The sequence below is a fragment of the Alkalibaculum sporogenes genome, assembly GCF_009362815.1.
Taxonomy (GTDB): domain Bacteria; phylum Bacillota; class Clostridia; order Eubacteriales; family Alkalibacteraceae; genus Alkalibaculum_A; species Alkalibaculum_A sporogenes.
Genome location: NZ_WHNX01000001.1, coordinates 125,133 through 142,682, shown reverse-complemented (window position 1 = coordinate 142,682; position 17,550 = coordinate 125,133). Strand labels below are relative to the sequence as shown.

General features: G+C 34.1%; 15 protein-coding genes and 1 pseudogene. 5 read left to right on the top strand and 11 right to left on the bottom strand.

Annotated features, from left to right (window positions below; genetic code table 11):
• Positions 1-14: 14 nt before the first annotated feature.
• On the bottom strand, positions 15-2,591 hold the full coding sequence (locus GC105_RS00690; protein ID WP_246169634.1) for a PAS domain S-box protein: 2,577 nt from the start codon (positions 2,589-2,591) through the stop codon (positions 15-17).
• Between the two features lie 520 nt (positions 2,592-3,111).
• On the opposite strand from GC105_RS00690, the gene GC105_RS00685 reads away from it, so the two are divergent.
• Positions 3,112-3,615 (top strand): dihydrofolate reductase, encoded by a 504-nt coding sequence (locus GC105_RS00685; RefSeq protein ID WP_152800668.1) that lies wholly within the window; start codon positions 3,112-3,114, stop codon positions 3,613-3,615.
• Positions 3,616-3,858: 243 nt separating this feature from the next.
• Here the strand turns inward: GC105_RS00685 and GC105_RS00680 are convergent, their stop codons facing one another.
• On the bottom strand, positions 3,859-4,494 hold the full coding sequence (locus GC105_RS00680; protein WP_152800666.1) for a LysE family translocator: 636 nt from the start codon (positions 4,492-4,494) through the stop codon (positions 3,859-3,861).
• A gap of 288 nt (positions 4,495-4,782) precedes the next feature.
• Here GC105_RS00680 and GC105_RS00675 point away from each other — a divergent pair, with 288 nt between their 5' ends.
• Entirely contained in the window at positions 4,783-5,352 is a 570-nt protein-coding gene (locus GC105_RS00675) for a LysM peptidoglycan-binding domain-containing protein (RefSeq protein ID WP_152800664.1), read from the top strand.
• Positions 5,353-5,409: 57 nt separating this feature from the next.
• Here the strand turns inward: GC105_RS00675 and GC105_RS00670 are convergent, their stop codons facing one another.
• Together GC105_RS00670 and GC105_RS00665 are read right to left on the bottom strand one after the other, a co-directional pair.
• Positions 5,410-6,165, bottom strand: a complete 756-nt coding sequence (locus GC105_RS00670) for a DUF3307 domain-containing protein (RefSeq protein ID WP_152800662.1) — start codon at positions 6,163-6,165, stop codon at positions 5,410-5,412.
• Positions 6,158-6,844 (bottom strand): SatD family protein, encoded by a 687-nt coding sequence (locus GC105_RS00665; protein WP_152800660.1) that lies wholly within the window; start codon positions 6,842-6,844, stop codon positions 6,158-6,160. Before GC105_RS00665 ends, GC105_RS00670 begins: the two co-directional genes overlap by 8 nt.
• Before the next feature lie 354 nt (positions 6,845-7,198).
• Between GC105_RS00665 and GC105_RS00660 the strand changes: the two genes are divergently transcribed.
• Genes GC105_RS00660 through GC105_RS00650 form a run of 3 tightly spaced genes read left to right on the top strand, consistent with a single transcriptional unit; the run spans position 7,199 to position 9,632 of the window.
• Positions 7,199-7,795 (top strand): TetR/AcrR family transcriptional regulator, encoded by a 597-nt coding sequence (locus GC105_RS00660; protein ID WP_152800658.1) that lies wholly within the window; start codon positions 7,199-7,201, stop codon positions 7,793-7,795.
• Positions 7,796-7,801: 6 nt separating this feature from the next.
• On the top strand, positions 7,802-8,284 hold the full coding sequence (locus GC105_RS00655; RefSeq protein ID WP_152800656.1) for a DUF6323 family protein: 483 nt from the start codon (positions 7,802-7,804) through the stop codon (positions 8,282-8,284).
• Positions 8,271-9,632: a DUF6179 domain-containing protein gene (locus GC105_RS00650; RefSeq protein WP_152800654.1), complete on the top strand. Its 1,362-nt coding sequence runs from the start codon at positions 8,271-8,273 to the stop codon at positions 9,630-9,632. Before GC105_RS00655 ends, GC105_RS00650 begins: the two co-directional genes overlap by 14 nt.
• 143 nt (positions 9,633-9,775) lie before the next feature.
• Here GC105_RS00650 and GC105_RS00645 read toward each other — a convergent pair whose 3' ends face one another.
• The 7 genes and pseudogenes from GC105_RS00645 to GC105_RS00615 all read right to left on the bottom strand — a co-directional run bounded on the left by GC105_RS00645 (position 9,776) and on the right by GC105_RS00615 (position 17,515).
• Positions 9,776-10,594, bottom strand: coding sequence for a MurR/RpiR family transcriptional regulator (locus tag GC105_RS00645; RefSeq protein WP_152800652.1), 819 nt, complete (start codon positions 10,592-10,594; stop codon positions 9,776-9,778).
• Between the two features lie 106 nt (positions 10,595-10,700).
• Positions 10,701-12,635, bottom strand: a complete 1,935-nt coding sequence (locus GC105_RS00640) for an FAD-dependent oxidoreductase (protein ID WP_246169646.1) — start codon at positions 12,633-12,635, stop codon at positions 10,701-10,703.
• Positions 12,636-13,178: 543 nt separating this feature from the next.
• A pseudogene (locus tag GC105_RS00635) lies at positions 13,179-13,505 on the bottom strand (Ryanodine receptor Ryr); the annotation flags it as partial.
• 240 nt (positions 13,506-13,745) lie between these two features.
• Entirely contained in the window at positions 13,746-14,609 is an 864-nt protein-coding gene (locus GC105_RS00630; protein WP_152800648.1) for a M15 family metallopeptidase, read from the bottom strand.
• A 108-nt stretch (positions 14,610-14,717) separates the two neighbouring features.
• Entirely contained in the window at positions 14,718-15,452 is a 735-nt protein-coding gene (locus GC105_RS00625) for a hypothetical protein (protein ID WP_152800646.1), read from the bottom strand.
• Positions 15,439-16,860, bottom strand: coding sequence for an ATP-binding protein (locus GC105_RS00620; RefSeq protein ID WP_152800644.1), 1,422 nt, complete (start codon positions 16,858-16,860; stop codon positions 15,439-15,441). The genes GC105_RS00625 and GC105_RS00620 overlap by 14 nt, the downstream gene beginning before the upstream one ends.
• 1 nt (position 16,861) lies before the next feature.
• Positions 16,862-17,515, bottom strand: coding sequence for a response regulator transcription factor (locus GC105_RS00615; protein ID WP_152800642.1), 654 nt, complete (start codon positions 17,513-17,515; stop codon positions 16,862-16,864).
• Between the last annotated feature and the right edge of the window lie 35 nt (positions 17,516-17,550).

Below are 17,550 nucleotides of genomic sequence, written 5' to 3'. Positions count from 1 at the left end.
CATTTCTAATACTGTTATAAATCTTTACCTTCAATATATTGTAAAAAAGTATCCACAACTCTTTCATCAAACTGTTTTCCACTATTACGCCTTAATTCTTCTAGAGCTTCTTGACTGTTCATAGCCTTTCTATAATATCTGTCATTTGTCATGGCATCGTATGCATCAACCACAGATAGTATACGACAATGTATAGGAATTTCTTCTCTCTTTAAACCATGAGGATAACCCTTCCCATCCCATCTTTCATGGTGATGCAAAATATAATCAGCTACACTTACTAACTCAGGAATATTATGGGCTATCCGATATCCTATCTCAGGGTGTTTTCGCATCTCTACCCATTCTTGTTCCGTTAATGAACCTGATTTCATTAGTATACTTTCATCTATCGCTACCTTCCCAATATCGTGTAAGACTGCCAATAATACTAATTCATCTAAATCTTTTGAAGATAGTTCTAATCGATTTGCAACTTCTACACAGTGATCTTTTAATCGACTAGCATGGGCTTCTGTCTCCATACTTTTAGAAAATAGTGTACTTATCATTGTATTTATAATTGAATTTCTAAAGCTTTTTCCTTCTAATAACTTTCTGCGATACATGTGTTCTTCTGCATCTTTAATAGTCTTATTAATATTTTCATAATCATTTTTCTTTACTGCATACCCTAATGCAATACTAACTTGAGTTCCATCTTTATTGTCTTCAAGGCACTTATCCATTATTCGCTGAACAATTCTCTCAATAGTAAGAGCATCGGTTTTAGGTAAAAGGATAAGAAATTCATCTCCGCCCCACCTAGCGATGATATCTTCCTTTCTGCAACATTCTGTTATAATGTTAGCTGCACAAATTAATAATTCATCTCCACTGGCATGTCCAAAAACATCATTAACTAATTTCAATCCATTCAAATCACCTAATATCACCCCACATGGAGTTTCATTTGATGAATCTATACGTAATAGTTCTTCTTCCATAAATCCACGGTTATATAAGCCAGTTAATGTATCATAATAGCTAAGATATAGTATTCTATCCATTTGTTCTTTTTCTTTTGACACATCTCTTACCACCATGACTACTCCAAAAATGTTACCTTTCTCATCTTTTATTGGAGCAGCACTATCTGCCACTGGAATCATGTCTCCATACTTATTGATAAGGGCTGTGTGGTTTGCCAAACCAACAATTTTACCTGAACGCAATACAATTTCTATAGGATTTTCAACCTCTTTTAATGTTGTTTCACTAATTAGCTTAAATACTTCAGAGAACGACTTGCCCCTTGCTTCTTTCTGTGTCCATCCAGTAATTTCTTCAGCAACTTTATTCATAGAAGTTATACTACCAACTTTATCAGTTGTTACGACTCCGTCACCGATAGACAGTAAGGTTGTCCGTAGCAATTCCTTTTCATGAAATAGTTTCATTTTATATTCTTCACGATCAGTTACATCAAATATGATAGAATATCGTTCTTTCTTACCATTTATTCTTATTGGACTGGAATAAACATCTACAAACCTAATTTCTCCATTCTTAAGACGATGAGGAAAAAGGAAGTACTTTTGATTGTTACTCAATGCCCTCAATTTTATTTTTTCGATTTCGCTTTGTGATAATATATTGATATCTTGTATATGTAATTTTAAGATTTCTTCCCTACTATAACCATAAAAAGACAATGCTGCAGGATTAGCATCTATAATTCTTCCATGTCCACTTTCAGATTCAATATTTAGTATAACTGCTGTATGTTCATTAAATACAGCTTTAGATCTTTGTAACAGGTCTTCTTTTTCTTTTTCTATAGTCTTCTCTAGTGTAATATCTTTGCTTGCAGCAACAATAAATACTACATCTTTATTTTCAATTACTGGATTGATACATGTTAGCCATGTTTTTTTTCCGGTGGGTAATTCTAGAATTCTTTCATAAATCACGGGCTCTCTTTTTTCTACACATTCACGATATTTTTTTTCTATAATTTCTCCCATTTCTTGTCCAAAGAAGTGCGATGGCTTTTTACCATTTATTTCTTCAATGCTAATACCTGTAGCTTTTTGGTGAGCCTCATTATTTCTGATAAATGTAAACTTTCCGTCATCTACTTGTATTAGAACCATGGCATCCTGAGTACTGTTAAAAATAATCTCAAGCTCCCTAGAAATTGTTTCAAAACTAGATTTTTGTTTTTCTAATTCGATCATTTGATCCATCTCAATAGTTACATCTTGTATAAAGGTAGTAAAATATCCTTTTTTAGTAGAAAATGCTGTTACTTTATACCATCTATTTAGGGGTTCTGCATATTCGGTAAACTCTTGTTTCTCACCATTTAATGCAACTTTGCCATAAAAATCTACCCAATCAAATTGACCGATGCGAATTTGAGGAAGTACATGGGTAACATTTTTATTCAAAATTTTCTCCCTTTCAAACCCGGTCATAAGTTCAAAACTTTTATTCATATCTAAAAAGATATAATCGATTGCATTACCTTTATCATCTAGTATTACTTCATGATAAGCATAACCAAAGGGCGCTAGATGGATCATTTCTTCATAATCGTTGTTATTCATTATTTTCATTCTCCTACCTAGGACTTTTATTCATATATAGCGTTATCAAGTATACAAAAGTGATAAATTATATTATCATAATTATACTTGCTAGCATTACAATTTACAACAACCTTTGACAAATGTGATGGCCATGTATGAATTAATTTATATGTATTCACCTTATTATAACAATACATTTCTTTGTTTTGTTATTTTTTTAACTATTATGTTATTTTATCTTATTAAACATTTTAAGGTTATAATACAATATAATACTAGTAAGAATTTTTAGCTAGGGTATGCTTCTTAATGAGGACTACTCGTCCAAAGCTATAAGCCTTTGTTACCTGAACACCCCCCTATCTATCTTTACGATTATATAATATTGCATAGAGGGACTGAACTTCGATTACATTTATAATCAATGGGTATATTTATAATACAGCCTTAAGTTAAAAACGAAAGCAAATCCTTATAGTTTATAAAGTAATCAAATACGCTTAAAGCTTAAGATAATAAATAATCGGAGGAAATATGGATGTATAGTTTTGTCGTAGCAGTAGGTAAAAATAACGAAATGGGTGTTAACAATCACCTTCCCTGGCATTTACCCAACGATGTAAAGTATTTTAAACAAGTTACCTGGGATCATACAATGATAATGGGCAGAAAAACTTTTGAAAGTCTTTTAAAAGTGCTTCCAAATAGACATCATATTATTTTAACAAGGGATAAAAGTTATCATATAGATCATAATCGAGTATCCGTAGTATACTCATTAGATGAGCTTTTATCTAAAACACCTGGACCTCAAGAATATACAGTAATAGGAGGTTCTCAAATTTTTGATTTATTATTACCTTACACGGATAAAATTTATTTGACGAGGATTGACAAATCATTTGAAGCAACAGTATATTTTAACGAACCTGATCCTAAAGACTGGACAATTATCGATGAAAAAGAAGGAATCTTAGATGAAAATAATACTATTCCCCATAAGTTTATTACCCTTGAACGTAAGGTAAAAGTTTGTTCTTAATTGTATTAAGTACAACGGTCTCGACTATAAAGGTAAAAATAAGACAAAAACTGACAATATTAACGCTAATCTATTGCTTATCGTAAGATTTGCCAGCATTTTCAGCTGCAGATATGGGCATTGCAATTAGTGAGGGAGCAATAGATTGATGAAGAGGATAAATCACAATTACCGATTCGTAATCAGGTTTAATTTAGGTTTAATACTCCACAGATGTGTTACTGTATTAATCTCTAACAAATTCTAATTTGCTAATTTTGATCTTAATAAATTTAACCCTAGTCCTATATAAATTACTCCTGATATTTTACTTAACAAGCTAGACTCACCTAGCTTCTCACTTAACTTTTGACCGAAATATGATGAAAATGTTGCTAATACAATTCCCCATATTGTTCCTGTTATTATAAAAGTAAAACCAAGTAGTAAAAATGGTAGTGTTCCATATGTATTGTTTGAATGAATAAATTGAGGTAAAAATGCCAAGAAAAAAAGAGCTACTTTAGGGTTTAATACATTTGTTAGTACTCCACGAAGGAATATTTTCTTATTGCTATGTTTTTCATTTTTATCCTCTTTCATAACCAAATGAGACTTTAATACAAATGAAAGTATACCAAGATAAATTAAATATCCAGCGCCTATGTATTTAATAATATCAAATGCCAGAGCTGATTTAGACAATATCATTGACAATCCTAAAGCAGCCATAATTGTATGGACTATACAACCACTAGAAACTCCTAATGCTGATAATACCCCTGACTTTCTGTCGTTAGACATACTGCTTCCTATAATATACATAGTGTCTGTACCAGGGGTTAAATTTAATGCCACTGCTGATAAGATAAAAACTCCGTAATTTACAATTCCAAACATGTTAAATCCCCCTAAATTAGAATTTTTTTTAATTTCTATTCTCCCTTTAGTATTATAATTGACATTCTATCTGCCTCTCAAGGGACCATTATACCAAGAAATTCTTCACTTCCTTAGTAAAAAGTTATTGACTTAAGTATATCATAATTTATTGTAACTATTACTGGTTGTAGTCTCATTATAGTGTATGGGAATCAAAAATTAAAAACAATAAGAACGATTATTATCGTATTTACATAATATAGTATACGTTTATGTTAAGTAAAAAAAGGAAAAGGAGTTTTCAAGATGCCAACTGTGCAACGTCGAATACCAAAAGAATGTTTTCCAGCCTTTCTAGGAAGGTACACTGTTAAATCTGGTGATAATTTATATAAACTATCACAATTATTTCGGGTGAGAATGGAAGCCCTTGCAGTAAATAATCCCCATATAGATAATCCTAACATTATCTTTCCTGGTGATGTTCTATGCGTTCCAGGGCTTATACCATATCCTTGTATCATAGAGTTAACACCAAAAGTTGATTTACCTTTTGGAACTGGTGCCATTGTATACATAAATTTTGCTCCTAGAGGAGGCCAAAGCATCAGTTTTCTGGCAACTCTTCCACTACCCTCATATTTAGGTAATTACGATATCTATGTAGGTAAGATTTATATACCTACAGTGGGTGAATTTAGAAGTCAACTGTTTCCAACCCCAGAAGATCCCCCTACATGGTCAGGTAGAATAGAACTCCCCACAGCAGCTAGCATTACACCAAATTCAAGAGTAACCATTGGTCCCATCAATTCAAAAATGGGAATATCAGGAGGAATTGCTTTCGAAGGTATTATAAATAGTAGTTCATGTTAATGCGGGATAAAATGGTGCACAGTTTCATAACCGTTGCAAATTTAAAGCGCAGCTATTTCAGATGATAAATGAAGATACAATCACAATAATCGTACTTATTAATGTCCCCAATAAATAGTATTCTGCAAAATCCTTTTCCTTAGATATCTTGTCATATCTAGCTATGGACTTTGCTGTTAACACCAACCCAATTGCTGAATATTGTCCAATTGACAAAAAAATCAACATTGTTACTCTTTCTACTGTACCTATAAATCTTCCTGCATTGTTATCTTTCTTTTTTTCTTCATCATTGCTCTCTGGCTTGTAAATCATCAATAACTTTTGTATTACTATATTTGCCGGCTTATGTATTACTAATAATGCAAGAACCCACGATATTGTTAACCCTTCTGACACTCCAGCAGCTTCTAAGAAATCTTTAATTATTTTCCATGCATTTATTGACACATCACTTCTTATTCCCCAATATGTAATTCCAAATAGACATACAAAGTGTAAAGCTTGATCTACAAAAAAAATATTTCTTTCTATAGTTAATGTAATTTTATCTTTCTTGGTTTTTAGTAATATATAAACAAACTTAATCACATCAATTACCAAATGTAATATTGCTGCCACTAATACAGCTAATGCAATTTTCAATGATATTATTGGTATACTAATCATCAACATTACACTCCCATAACATAAGCAATGTATCAGTACCCACTTCAAACTCTTTTCTTTCTTTTGAGCCATTTTGTTTGTTTGTATGTAAAAATCGCCTAAAATATGTCCTAAAAGAAGTAATACAAAATATTCTTTAAACATCTAATCGGCTTACCTCCTCAAGTGCTTTTCCTATAGTATCTATTGCATCTATATATGCATAGTATTTTCCTTTTGCTAAACTTTTTTGTACCGCCGGTTGTTTAATTTTTAATCTTTTAGCGACTGCAATTTGACTGTCTTGATGTTCTAACATATCCCAAATAATTTCCCTTTGCCTGTCAGTCCAAAACTCTTTGATTACAGTTAATAATGACATAACTGTATTTATCATTATTGTTGTTTCTTGATTTTCACTTTCAACCTCAAATCTTATATCAGCTGCACTTGACTGATTTTTCCTTTCATTATCTTTTAAATATTCAATAGCATTTCTTGCTTTATAGTATCCTGGTCCATCTGCACCTAGGGACATTTCCTTATTGACCTCTGTTGTGATAGTTCCTATCCCAACTCCAAACCTTATTTTAATTGGATACATTTTTCTCTCAACTTCTAATATTATAGGCAAAGTATTTGCCCCATTACTCAGTAATCCTTGAAATTCGTCTCCTAATGTTATAGTAAATTTAGATGAAATATCATTATCATATTTTTCATTAATCTCTTGTAAAACTAATTTTAATTTTCTTTGTATTTCACTTCTATTCTCGATTTTTTTTGAATCTTTTATATCACCTATAATTGCAACATATGGGTTGTTTAAGAAAAAGAAAAACATAAATTTACCTCCAAGTTTTTAATATATTAATTATATAATCAAAAAAGTGAATAATCAACTATTATTCATCTGACAGGTTATAATATCAAAATATAACCTGTGTAACGAATAGCTCTTTTATTATTCACTCTTTAAAACTTTGTATTATTGAATCTAATATCATCTGCAAAAACCAATCCATTATCTAGTATAGAATGAAAATAGAATCAACGTTTTGCTCCTAGTTTTTTTAGTGTCTCTTTAAATTATTCACATAAGATTATAAACCCTTTCGTAAACCTATTGACAAAAATAATGCTATCCTCTATAATCGTATTACCAGTGGTAATTAATTTTCGTAATTAGGAGGTCTTAATGAAAAAAAGCATTACAAGAGAACAAATTATTGAAACTGCACTTGATTTAATGCGGGATAAGAAAGATTTAAGGAGCTTAAATCTTAGAGAGATTGCTCGCACACTCGGTTGTGCTCATACAAATATCTATAACTATTTTTCGTCCTACACAGACTTGCTATGGGAAACGCATACTGCTTTGCAGGAGGTTTTTATGCAGAGTTTGAGGGAAAACCTCTCTGCAGCTACAACGGCAGACATTAAATTGCGTCATTTTTTTAATATGTTCTTACAGATATATATAGTTAACAAAGGTTGGTTTCGATTGGCATGGCTTGAATATATCGGAGATATTCGCCCCGAAAGCAATAAAATAGCGATACAAAATACGCGTTTAGAATTAAATCAGTACGTGATAGATATATGGGAAGAAATTACGGGCATTACTCCTCAAACAGATATGGTTGACCGTGTTTTACACAACACTCATTGTTATATTATTGGAGAAGTTTCTAACTATATTTCCGGCAGAGGTTTAATCGAAGATGAAACTGAATTAAAAAATTATATTGTAAGTCAAGCAATTTACATCTTCTCTCTATATATGCGGGGGTGATGCTATTTGAGATTTGAAATTGCGTTATTTAATAATAACGCGCACATCCAAAAGCAGGCAGTCAATGAAGTCTTAAAATATAATGACCTTACCTCTCATTTTGGACTTGAGCTTACAGAAAAACAAGCTATTGCATTAGTAGAAACACGTATATTTGCATTGAAAGAAAACGGACGAATTGAGTTCGGCGGCGGTGTTATAGATAAATTGATATATAAGTTTTGCGATTCTCCGTATATTTGGGCAAACAATTATGAGCAGATATTACACGATTTGATAGAAACTTTTTATTACTATAAAAATGAAACCCTTGACCTAATCAGCGACGACGATTTGATTAATTATATGAAAACGGCGTTCGACGGAGTATGCCAAGGTTCTTTGGAGTTACTTTCAGGACGCGAATTAGACCGATTAGCTCATAATATGCGCTATGGCTATGCTCCCAACTATATGCAAGACGAGGAGGACGAAGATGGAGAATATTGAAAAATTCAGTAGAATTGATAGGCTAAAATTAAATGAAGAACATTATTTTCAATCTCTACTTGAACAGGCGTATCTTATAGGTTTACTTTCTGAGGATGAATTAGAAAAAATACAATTTGATTGTCTTGCTATTTTAGCAAGACGAGCAGAACAGTATAATAACGGAGATAGTAGTTCTATCCAGGTCGAAGCCGCACAGAATATCTTGACCTCCATCATGTTTACAGTAGGCTTGTATTTAAAAACTTGTGATTGTCCTGATGACGCCATTGACGCATTGCGAAAAGAGAAATTAGAAACACTGTATCTGTACGGACGTAAGCAAATTGATAAAATGCTGAATATCACAAAGCTACTTCAAGGTAGAATTATAAACGATTTGATTGATACGCCGAATATTTTCTATGGTTCAACGATCGCAGACGGTATAAATGGTTTTTTCAAGCTATACAGACAGGATTTTTCTGCACATGAAATTCATATTACAGCAGATTATCCCACCTATCATGAAGTTTGTGGATTAGTAGGAATAGAGTTTATTAAGCAATATTTGGAGAATATTTATTGCGAAAATTCCTTTTGCAATCATTTTACTGCAGACTGTATTCATCACTTGCTTTGTGGCTATCACGAGGATTATCAAAATTTACTAATCAATCTTTTTGAACCTATCTTTATAACTGCGCTTGGTTGTGTGATCGCCCATGCAGATGTTAGTAACTTAAAATTGAGTTTTGCTGATATCGACTATCTCACCCGAATATTTAAGGGAGCTTCAAACGAAAAAACTGAGCTAATACTACAATCAGCTTTAGATGAATTAAGAAAACTCTTTTCTTTACCAGCCTACACACTACGCTATATGAAAAAAGGTTTACCCAAAATCATCTCAGTAATTGAAAATGCTATTGTTTTGAATACAATGGATAGGGTTTTCCTCATTTCCAAATATCCCGAAAATACCCCAGTATTATCATTTTCCTTTGGTGATAAGATGGATGACGAGCTTTATAGAAAAATTATTGACGAGATAATGCAAAGTCAGGATACATCAACAAAAATAAAGATTATCAAAGAAAATATCTATTCCTTTGCGGACTTGGAGGACATTTTACTTGACGCAAATCTGTCTGCAGAAGATGTAAACGCTGTTTTGCATGAGTTAACTCCAACCGAAATTGTGGCTTTGATAAAGAAACACCCTATGTTGCAAGAAATAGAGTTGTACAATTTGCGAGAGAGCGAAGTATTATTATGTAACTACCTAAACGACTTTCTGATCGCTTTGCCGCCTCAACAGCAAATATGGATTAAAAAAGCTGCTAAAGCAATAGATTTAATTGATTAGATAGTTGATTCTTAGTGTTAACAACTGAATATTATTACTTAAAATGGATATAAAAGAATCTGATAATACGAACAAAAAAAGAAAAAATTGATTATTAAAACAGCTATAAAATCAATTAAATCTTCAAAGCAGCTGTATATACATTATAAATTTTTCCTTTTCTGTTCACTAACACGATTTGACAAAGAGCCTATCTTTTCACGAAAACTCATTCCAATTAGATTAATATATATATTCATCAAGATTGTATCTTGCTCTGTTCCATTGCCAGAGTACGAAAAGATATAATCAGCAAAAGAAGATAAAGGATGTACTTCAGCATTTGAAAGCAATACAAACTTATTGATTCTCTCCTTGCATCCTAAGATACTTTTCTTATACTCATTGTCTCCCAATCTGCAATACTGTGTATAAAATACGATTGTCCCCTTTTCAAGATGTTCAAGTGCATCATACTGATAATTGGGATCCATAAATGCACTTGTTTCAATACCGAACAAAGTCAAGTCCATTTGAAATCTCCAAATCCCTTGTGGAATTGGACAACCTAAGAACACTACCTTTTTACATGAGATAATATCTTCCACTAAACTCGTAATTTGATTTTTATTAATCGATTTGTGTAAAGATAAAATTCGTTCTTGTAAGCTATTTAAGTAAAAATCAATAGAAGATTCCTCTATACTCTTTTCCGTCAAAGGAAGATAATTGCCATCAAACATATAATTTTCCTTACTCTGACTGACAATATACGGCAACTTAGAAACAGTCATAGGATAAGACATCATCTTAAAAAAACGGTTTAAGGTAGATGGAGAAACATTACATAGATCTGCTATTTTTCCAGCTGTCATTGTATCTAAATGATTATAGTTTTTAAGAAGGCAGCTTGCCACTTCGTGATAAATGTCTTTATGATCATAAGTATTATACATCTGAATCAATCCGAGTAAACCTATCAAAGTAATTCCCCTTTCAAAGATATAGTGGATATTATTAAGGTGTCTAAATAATATCCACATATCGTTAATAGTATATCACCTTCAAAAGAGTGGTTCAATTATATAATTATTTGTTTATATAGGAAGCTGCATTTTCACCTGCTAATCTACCAGAAGTATATGCAAAGCCTAAAGTACCTCCTTCAACATCAACATACGACAGTCCATACATTCCACCAGCATCTGCACCTGCTACATATAAACCAGGAATTGCAACACCATCCCCGTCTATTGCTTCAATCTTTTCATTAATTCCTACGCCACCTAGAGTACTTAAATTACGGGCAACAAATTTTACTGCATAGTATGGCCCTTTTTCTAAAGGTACCAAACGTTTTGTGTCAGAAAAAAACAAATTATCTTTACCCGATTCGATTGCTTTATTGTATTGCTCTACATTAGCAGTAAATGTATTCGCATTTACTCCCATTTTTTTTGCCAATTCTTCTAGATCATTACCACTAAATACAACTCCTGTGCCTTCCGCACTTTTTAATAGTGGTATGTAATCAGTAGGTGCTTGTTCTTTTTCAATAAGTTTATCCGTATCAACAGGTTCGTTAAATTCCATGTAAAAATTTTGATTATTTTTGAATGCACTATAATGTTCTTCTACCGAGGCATAACCTTCTTTTGCAATTTTTTTCAGTATACTAGTGTCTAATATTATATACTCTGTCTGATTTGGTTGCATATGAACTTGTGCTCCGTGGATACCAAATTTTGTAGCTGTGGTTTCATCTGAGAATCGCTGACCAAGTGTGTTCACTCTTAAATGAGGATAAAGAGTGAAGTCTGTCAATGAGTAAAAACCTTCCCCTGCTGATTCGATTAAAGCACCAAACTCTTCGGGGGTAAATGTTTGCGCGAAGTAATGGGTTGCTTGAGAGCCATATTCATCTGCTCCAGCACTCCAAGCCATTTTAATACCATCTCCTGTGCTAGAAGCTACTTGACCCTGAGTATATTTATTTCCAATTTGTTCCTTTAACATTTCAATATTACCACCGAAACCACCTGTAGCTATTACTACCGCTTTTGCGTTTATCTTTAGTTTACTTCCATCCTCTTTAGTCGCTACAACTCCAGTAATTTTCCCACTATCATCTTTTATTAGCTCTGTAGCAGGTGTTGCGAACATCGTTGTTCCTTTATTATCTTCAAACTTCTTAATAAGCTTTGTTATAGCCACAGTACCACCTTCGTTATAACCATGGAGTGTCGCTGGTCTACCTACATTTTCATAACTTAAGCCTACACCAGCATCTATTAAATTTAATTCCATCCCATTTTTTATTAACCAATTAACGGTTTCACTAGATTCATCAATTATTTTCCTAACTAATACAGAATTCATATAACCAGATGATGATTTCATATATTCCTCATAAAGCCATTCTTTACTTACTGTCTTACCTGCTTTTTTTTGTAATGAACTTTCTGCTGCAAACATTCCACCTGCAAGAGTACCCGCACCCATTGGGTTGGCTGTTTTTTCTAACAGTAATACCTTATCAGACTTTTCACTTGCGGCTAATGCTGCGGAAGTACCAGCTGCTCCAGCACCAACGACTACAACATCATAATCTACTTCTTCTACTTTTGTTGTCACACTTTCTTTTTTTTCTACCTTTAAAGCAGCCACATCTCCACCTGCTTGTACAATGCAATCTTCTACTGCTTCTAGTATTGCATTACTAGTAAATGTCGCACCACTTACCGTATCTATTGCTAGGGTCTGTTCAGACACGATTTTAGACGGAATGCTCTCCAGTGCACCATCAGCATAACCTTCTGTTTCCTTATGTTCAATTATTTTAATTGATTCAATTTTGTCTTTGGCAAACATGGTTTCTATTTTAATAGGTCCATTTTTCCCAGTTGCACTTGCAGTATAATTACCGACTTTGTACTCAGCTTTACTTTCTTGTGTTTGACAAGCTGCCAATGTAAATATCATAGCCACACAAAGCAAAATCACAAGCATTTTTTTCATTTTCATTTTCAATTTCTTAATCCCCCTTATTATGATAAAAACTAGCTAAGTATACTTAGCAATGCTAATTTTATCACAACAGATTCTCTAATCTACTTCTATATATGGGTATGTTTGTCTGTGTCAGACAATATTTGTCTACTTTAAGGTTATTTGTTATAAAATATTCATAAGTTTATAATAACAGTTGATATTATATTAGCATTCGTACTATTGAACTACGATTTAATTCCAAGGCCTCTGAGCTCTTATACAATGATCGGTCTTGATATGTGGTACACAGGGGCATATCGTCTAGCCCTATACGGAATCGGTACATTATTTAGCATTGGATTCTTTATACCATTACACAAGGTCAGGAAGTTTATTCAAAACTAGGTTCCCAAACCTTATACATATACCTAGCTCATGGATTGATTTTGAAGATATTGCAATATAATGGGCTCTATGAGATGTTTAGTGGAGTTCTTTGAGTGTTTATAAGGCTCTGTTGGACTTGTTGCTTTCTCTCTGATATTTATAATTCGATTTTAGTACAATAAGTACAATAAATTGTTCTTCGTTAACATGAAGTTTTAACTGTTCCTTTGAAGGTAAATGAGATTGCTCCCACTTCTTTACTTTATTTAACATACTCATATCTAAAATGGCCTCAATCGATCTCGTCTCATGTTTGAATTTAGGAACCTTAAGCATCGCCCTTAAAACACCATTGTCAATTTGAGTTTCTCCACTTTCATTTATAATATGAGGTGATCTTCTCTCTATAAGAGATCTAATCACCATTGCACGTCTTATGACAAAAATTCCATCATTCTCAGCAGTGGGATTTGGACCTAATATGTTTACGTAACCCCTCAATCGACTTATTAAATCTAGATCTTCTATTGACTTTATACGCATCTGCTCATCCCGTTATCCCTAACATAAATACTATTAGCTGTACACTTCCCACTAATATACTATATTTTCTTATAATCGTCCGTAACTAAACTAAAATCACCTACAACAGATATTATATAAAGGTCCCGTTTCGTCTCTAGAATCGTGCTTTTGTGAGCTTTCTATTAATTGGATTTAGATGTCAAGTTTTTACCTTTTGATAATATCAATAATTTAATGTGCATCCAAGTATTCCTCAAGGGTTATCCTTCGCTCAAAGATTGCTTTGGCAACATCCTTACCCACATAACGATAGTGCCACGGTTCATAAACAATACCTGTAATGTCTACTTTATCCTTGGGGTAGCGGAGGATAAAGCCGTATTTATAGGAATTGACCATCAACCATTTTTGTGCTGGGGTGTTTTCTTGCTCTTCGTTCAAAAGCTGATAGTTAATATCTACTATATCCACCGCCAATCCTGTATGATGTTCACTGGTGCCCGGAACTGCAATTACCATGGCAGTGGCAGCCACGGCGTTTTCTTCATTTTTACCTGAATCTATCTCTCTTGCAACTCTCTGATTGAATAAAGTTGTCTGACGATCCACAGAGCGATAGGCTGAGCAGATAATAGGCGATACTCCCGCAGCCTTTGCATCAACCAGCATATGCTGTAAATCTTCATAAATACGAGAGTCCACCATGTGTCCAGTACTTAGTTGTTTAAGTGCCGGCACTCGAAAGTCTTCCGGTAAAGGAAATTCCCCGTTAGCCAGCAGCAAATTCCACTGATTCTGTTTCTTTGGGATCTTCACATCAGTTAATTTTTGGGGTGTTTCGATAGAAGAATGATCCTGTTTCTTTGGTCCCTTCTCATAAGTTAATTCTGGGGGGGCTTCAATGGAAGAATGATCCTGTTTCTTTGATCCCTTCTCATCGATTAATTCTGAAGGTGTTTCAATGGAAGAATGATCTTCCACTGCTGCAAGGTTGTTTTCAATCTTCTTGGTATCATTTTCTTGATGGGGTGTTATTTGACAGGCTGACAACATTAGCAAAATTAGCCCAGCCAATAGTATAATCACACGTTTCATAAAAGCCTCCTTGATACAATATTTGATATTATCATACCAAGGAGATGTGCCTTACTTTTTACGTAGTTGTGTATTAGATGCAAATCATTAGAAAAATGTTAATTATTTTTAATGTGCAATATCTAAAATAATGGACAGATTAGAATTATCTGTGGATGAACTAAAGCTCTTGACATATATCATAAACTTTTCTGTTGACTTTTCTGTTGACTTTTCTGTTGTTAAAATATGCATACCGGCATCACTGTAATAGGATTGTTCCACTGACTCTATTTCGTGGTACTCTGCAAATAGTCTAGTCGTACTGTCAAAGTTTAATGTACTATCACCCTGATAAAATGAAAAAGAAATGATATAAATTTTACCTGTCATCGCATCTAACTCAAGAGTCATCGGTTTTTCATCGTGAGAAATCTTCAAGGTCCATCTCGCCACTCCTTCAGAGTTTGCCCATAACTCAGCACTGTCTAAACGATATTTCTGGATGTCAATATAGGGAACTGCGCTCATCTCAATTAATTTTTGCATTTCTATCTTGGCTATAGAAAACGCGGCATCCATTGAAAGCTCATTCTGGTAAGGCTCCCGTGAAAAATATGTTCCACGGGCTTTACTCCATGCAGCAAGCCTTTCTATGAGCTCTGTTTGGGTTATCTCAATAGTTGTTGTTTCTTTCCTAGAAAACATTGATTCTTTCTCCTGTATTTTGATAATATGCGTATTACCAAATATACGTCCTTGTTGCTCTTCGATTAAAATTTTAGGAATCACCATCCCTGCTATAATAACTAGTACAACCAACAGATATACAAGTAAACCTGTGATCCGTTTATGATTCTCCATGCTCTACCTCCTTTGCAGAAAGTACAAATGACACCTCTGTGCCCAATCCTAATTTACTGGTATATTGAAGCTGTGTCCCGTGTATTTTTGCAATTCGCGCGGCGATAGAAAGCCCCAATCCCACACTGTGTTGTTGCCTAGAACGAGACTTATCCACCGTATAGAACGCCTCGGTAATGCGGTAAAGCTCATTTTCGGGGATGCCTTTCCCATCATCAGCAACAGTTATAGTATATAGGTCATCTTTAAACTCACCTAAAATGCGAATTTGTGTGCTTTCGGCTTTTACTCCATTATCAATGAGGTTCAGGAGCATAGTTTTTATCAAATCATATTCCACATAGACATAGGCAGTCTGGGCTATAAATTCCAGCTGCATTTTTTTCTTCTCCATCAGTGGCGCAATTGATTTCTTAATATCCTCCAGCAATTCGTCAGCTATGAATTGCTCCAACACAAAATCCTTTCTTCCTAAAACAGTTAATTCTAAGAGCTTAAAAGATAAAGCTTCAAGATGCGTTCCTTCGCTTATAATATAAGTAGCGGCCTCCCTCAACTGATTTTTGGATAAATCCTTTTGATAAATCATGTCAGCATATCCAATTACCGATGTAAGGGGGGTTTTGAGTTCATGGGCAAAGTTGGCAACAAAATCCTCTTTCTGATGTGCATTTCGTTCTAGTTCATCAATTTTAGCTTCAATAGTAGCCGCCATGCGATTAAATCCCACACCGAGCACGCCTATTTCGTCTCTGTTGGTTACTTTTACCCGCTCGAAATAGTTGCCCTCTGCAATACGAACGGTGGCTTGGGTCAACTTTTTAATGGGATACATAAGTATAGCAAACAAGCCTAACATAATAACTGTACTAATCAGTAAAACGATGCCATATATGGTCTGATAGGATCTAATTAAATTGCTACGTTCAAAAAATACCCCATTAATGTTTCGTGCGATACAAAGTATGACTTCTTGATCACTTTGGGTAAATGCGCCGACAGCCACAAGGAAGTTATTGTCGTCCTCTGTAAGCAGTAACTGATAATGGACCTGGTTTTGTGATATGTGCTTGATATCTTCAAATGTCCATGGAACATCAGTGTCAGAACTAATCAAACTCTGAGTATCTCCATCATATATGCCTACCAAAGTTTCCTCTGGTGCAAACTCTACGGTCTGTTGAGAAAGGGTAGTCAGCGTCTCGTCAGATAAGCGAACTTTGTCATTAGCACCGAGTATAGATGACTGAAGGTTAAATTTAATAAGTTGATATTGCTCCAGCGCTCTATCTGTTTCACGCTGTAAAGATGCGTTGAAGCTCGTTGAAATAAGATAATATCCAGCAACACCCAAAGACAGTGTTAAAATGAATAAAGTACATAAAAACACCTTAGAAAACAGATTCACGTTACACCTCCAACCGATAACCTATACGAAATACCGTCTTGATATGTTCATCCCAATCAAGCTTGCGGCGGAGTCGCTGTATATGAGAATCTAGGGTTCTTGTCTCACCAGTAAAGGGTTCTTTCCAAACTTTTTCATAAAGACGTTCGCGATAAAGAGCCACATTTTTATTACGGACAAGCTCTACCAGTAAATCAAATTCTTTGACGGTCATATTTATGACCTTTCCGTCTTTCGTTACAGTATGGGATTCACAATTGATATCTACACCAAAAATGGATAACTGCTTATTGATTTTACCCACACGCCGGAGCACTGCTTCCACCCTTGCAAGAAGCTCCCCAATCTGAAATGGTTTTACAATATAATCATCTGCACCCAGTTTCAAACCTTTGATACGGTCCTGAACCTTTCCCTTTGCTGTAATGAAAATTACGGGTATACCTGTAGGGCGAATATATTCCATTAATTCGTAGCCATCAATTATTGGGAGCCAGATATCTAGTAGAATAAGATCATATACATTTTGCTCAATCAAATTAGCGCCCTCTTTGCCGTCAAAAGCACATTGACAGTGGTAACCCTCTTCGCTCAAATTGGCATAGATTAGATTAGCAATTGCCTGTTCATCTTCTACAATCAGAATATCTACCATGTTTATCACCCGCTTTCTCATTTGTTATATCACAT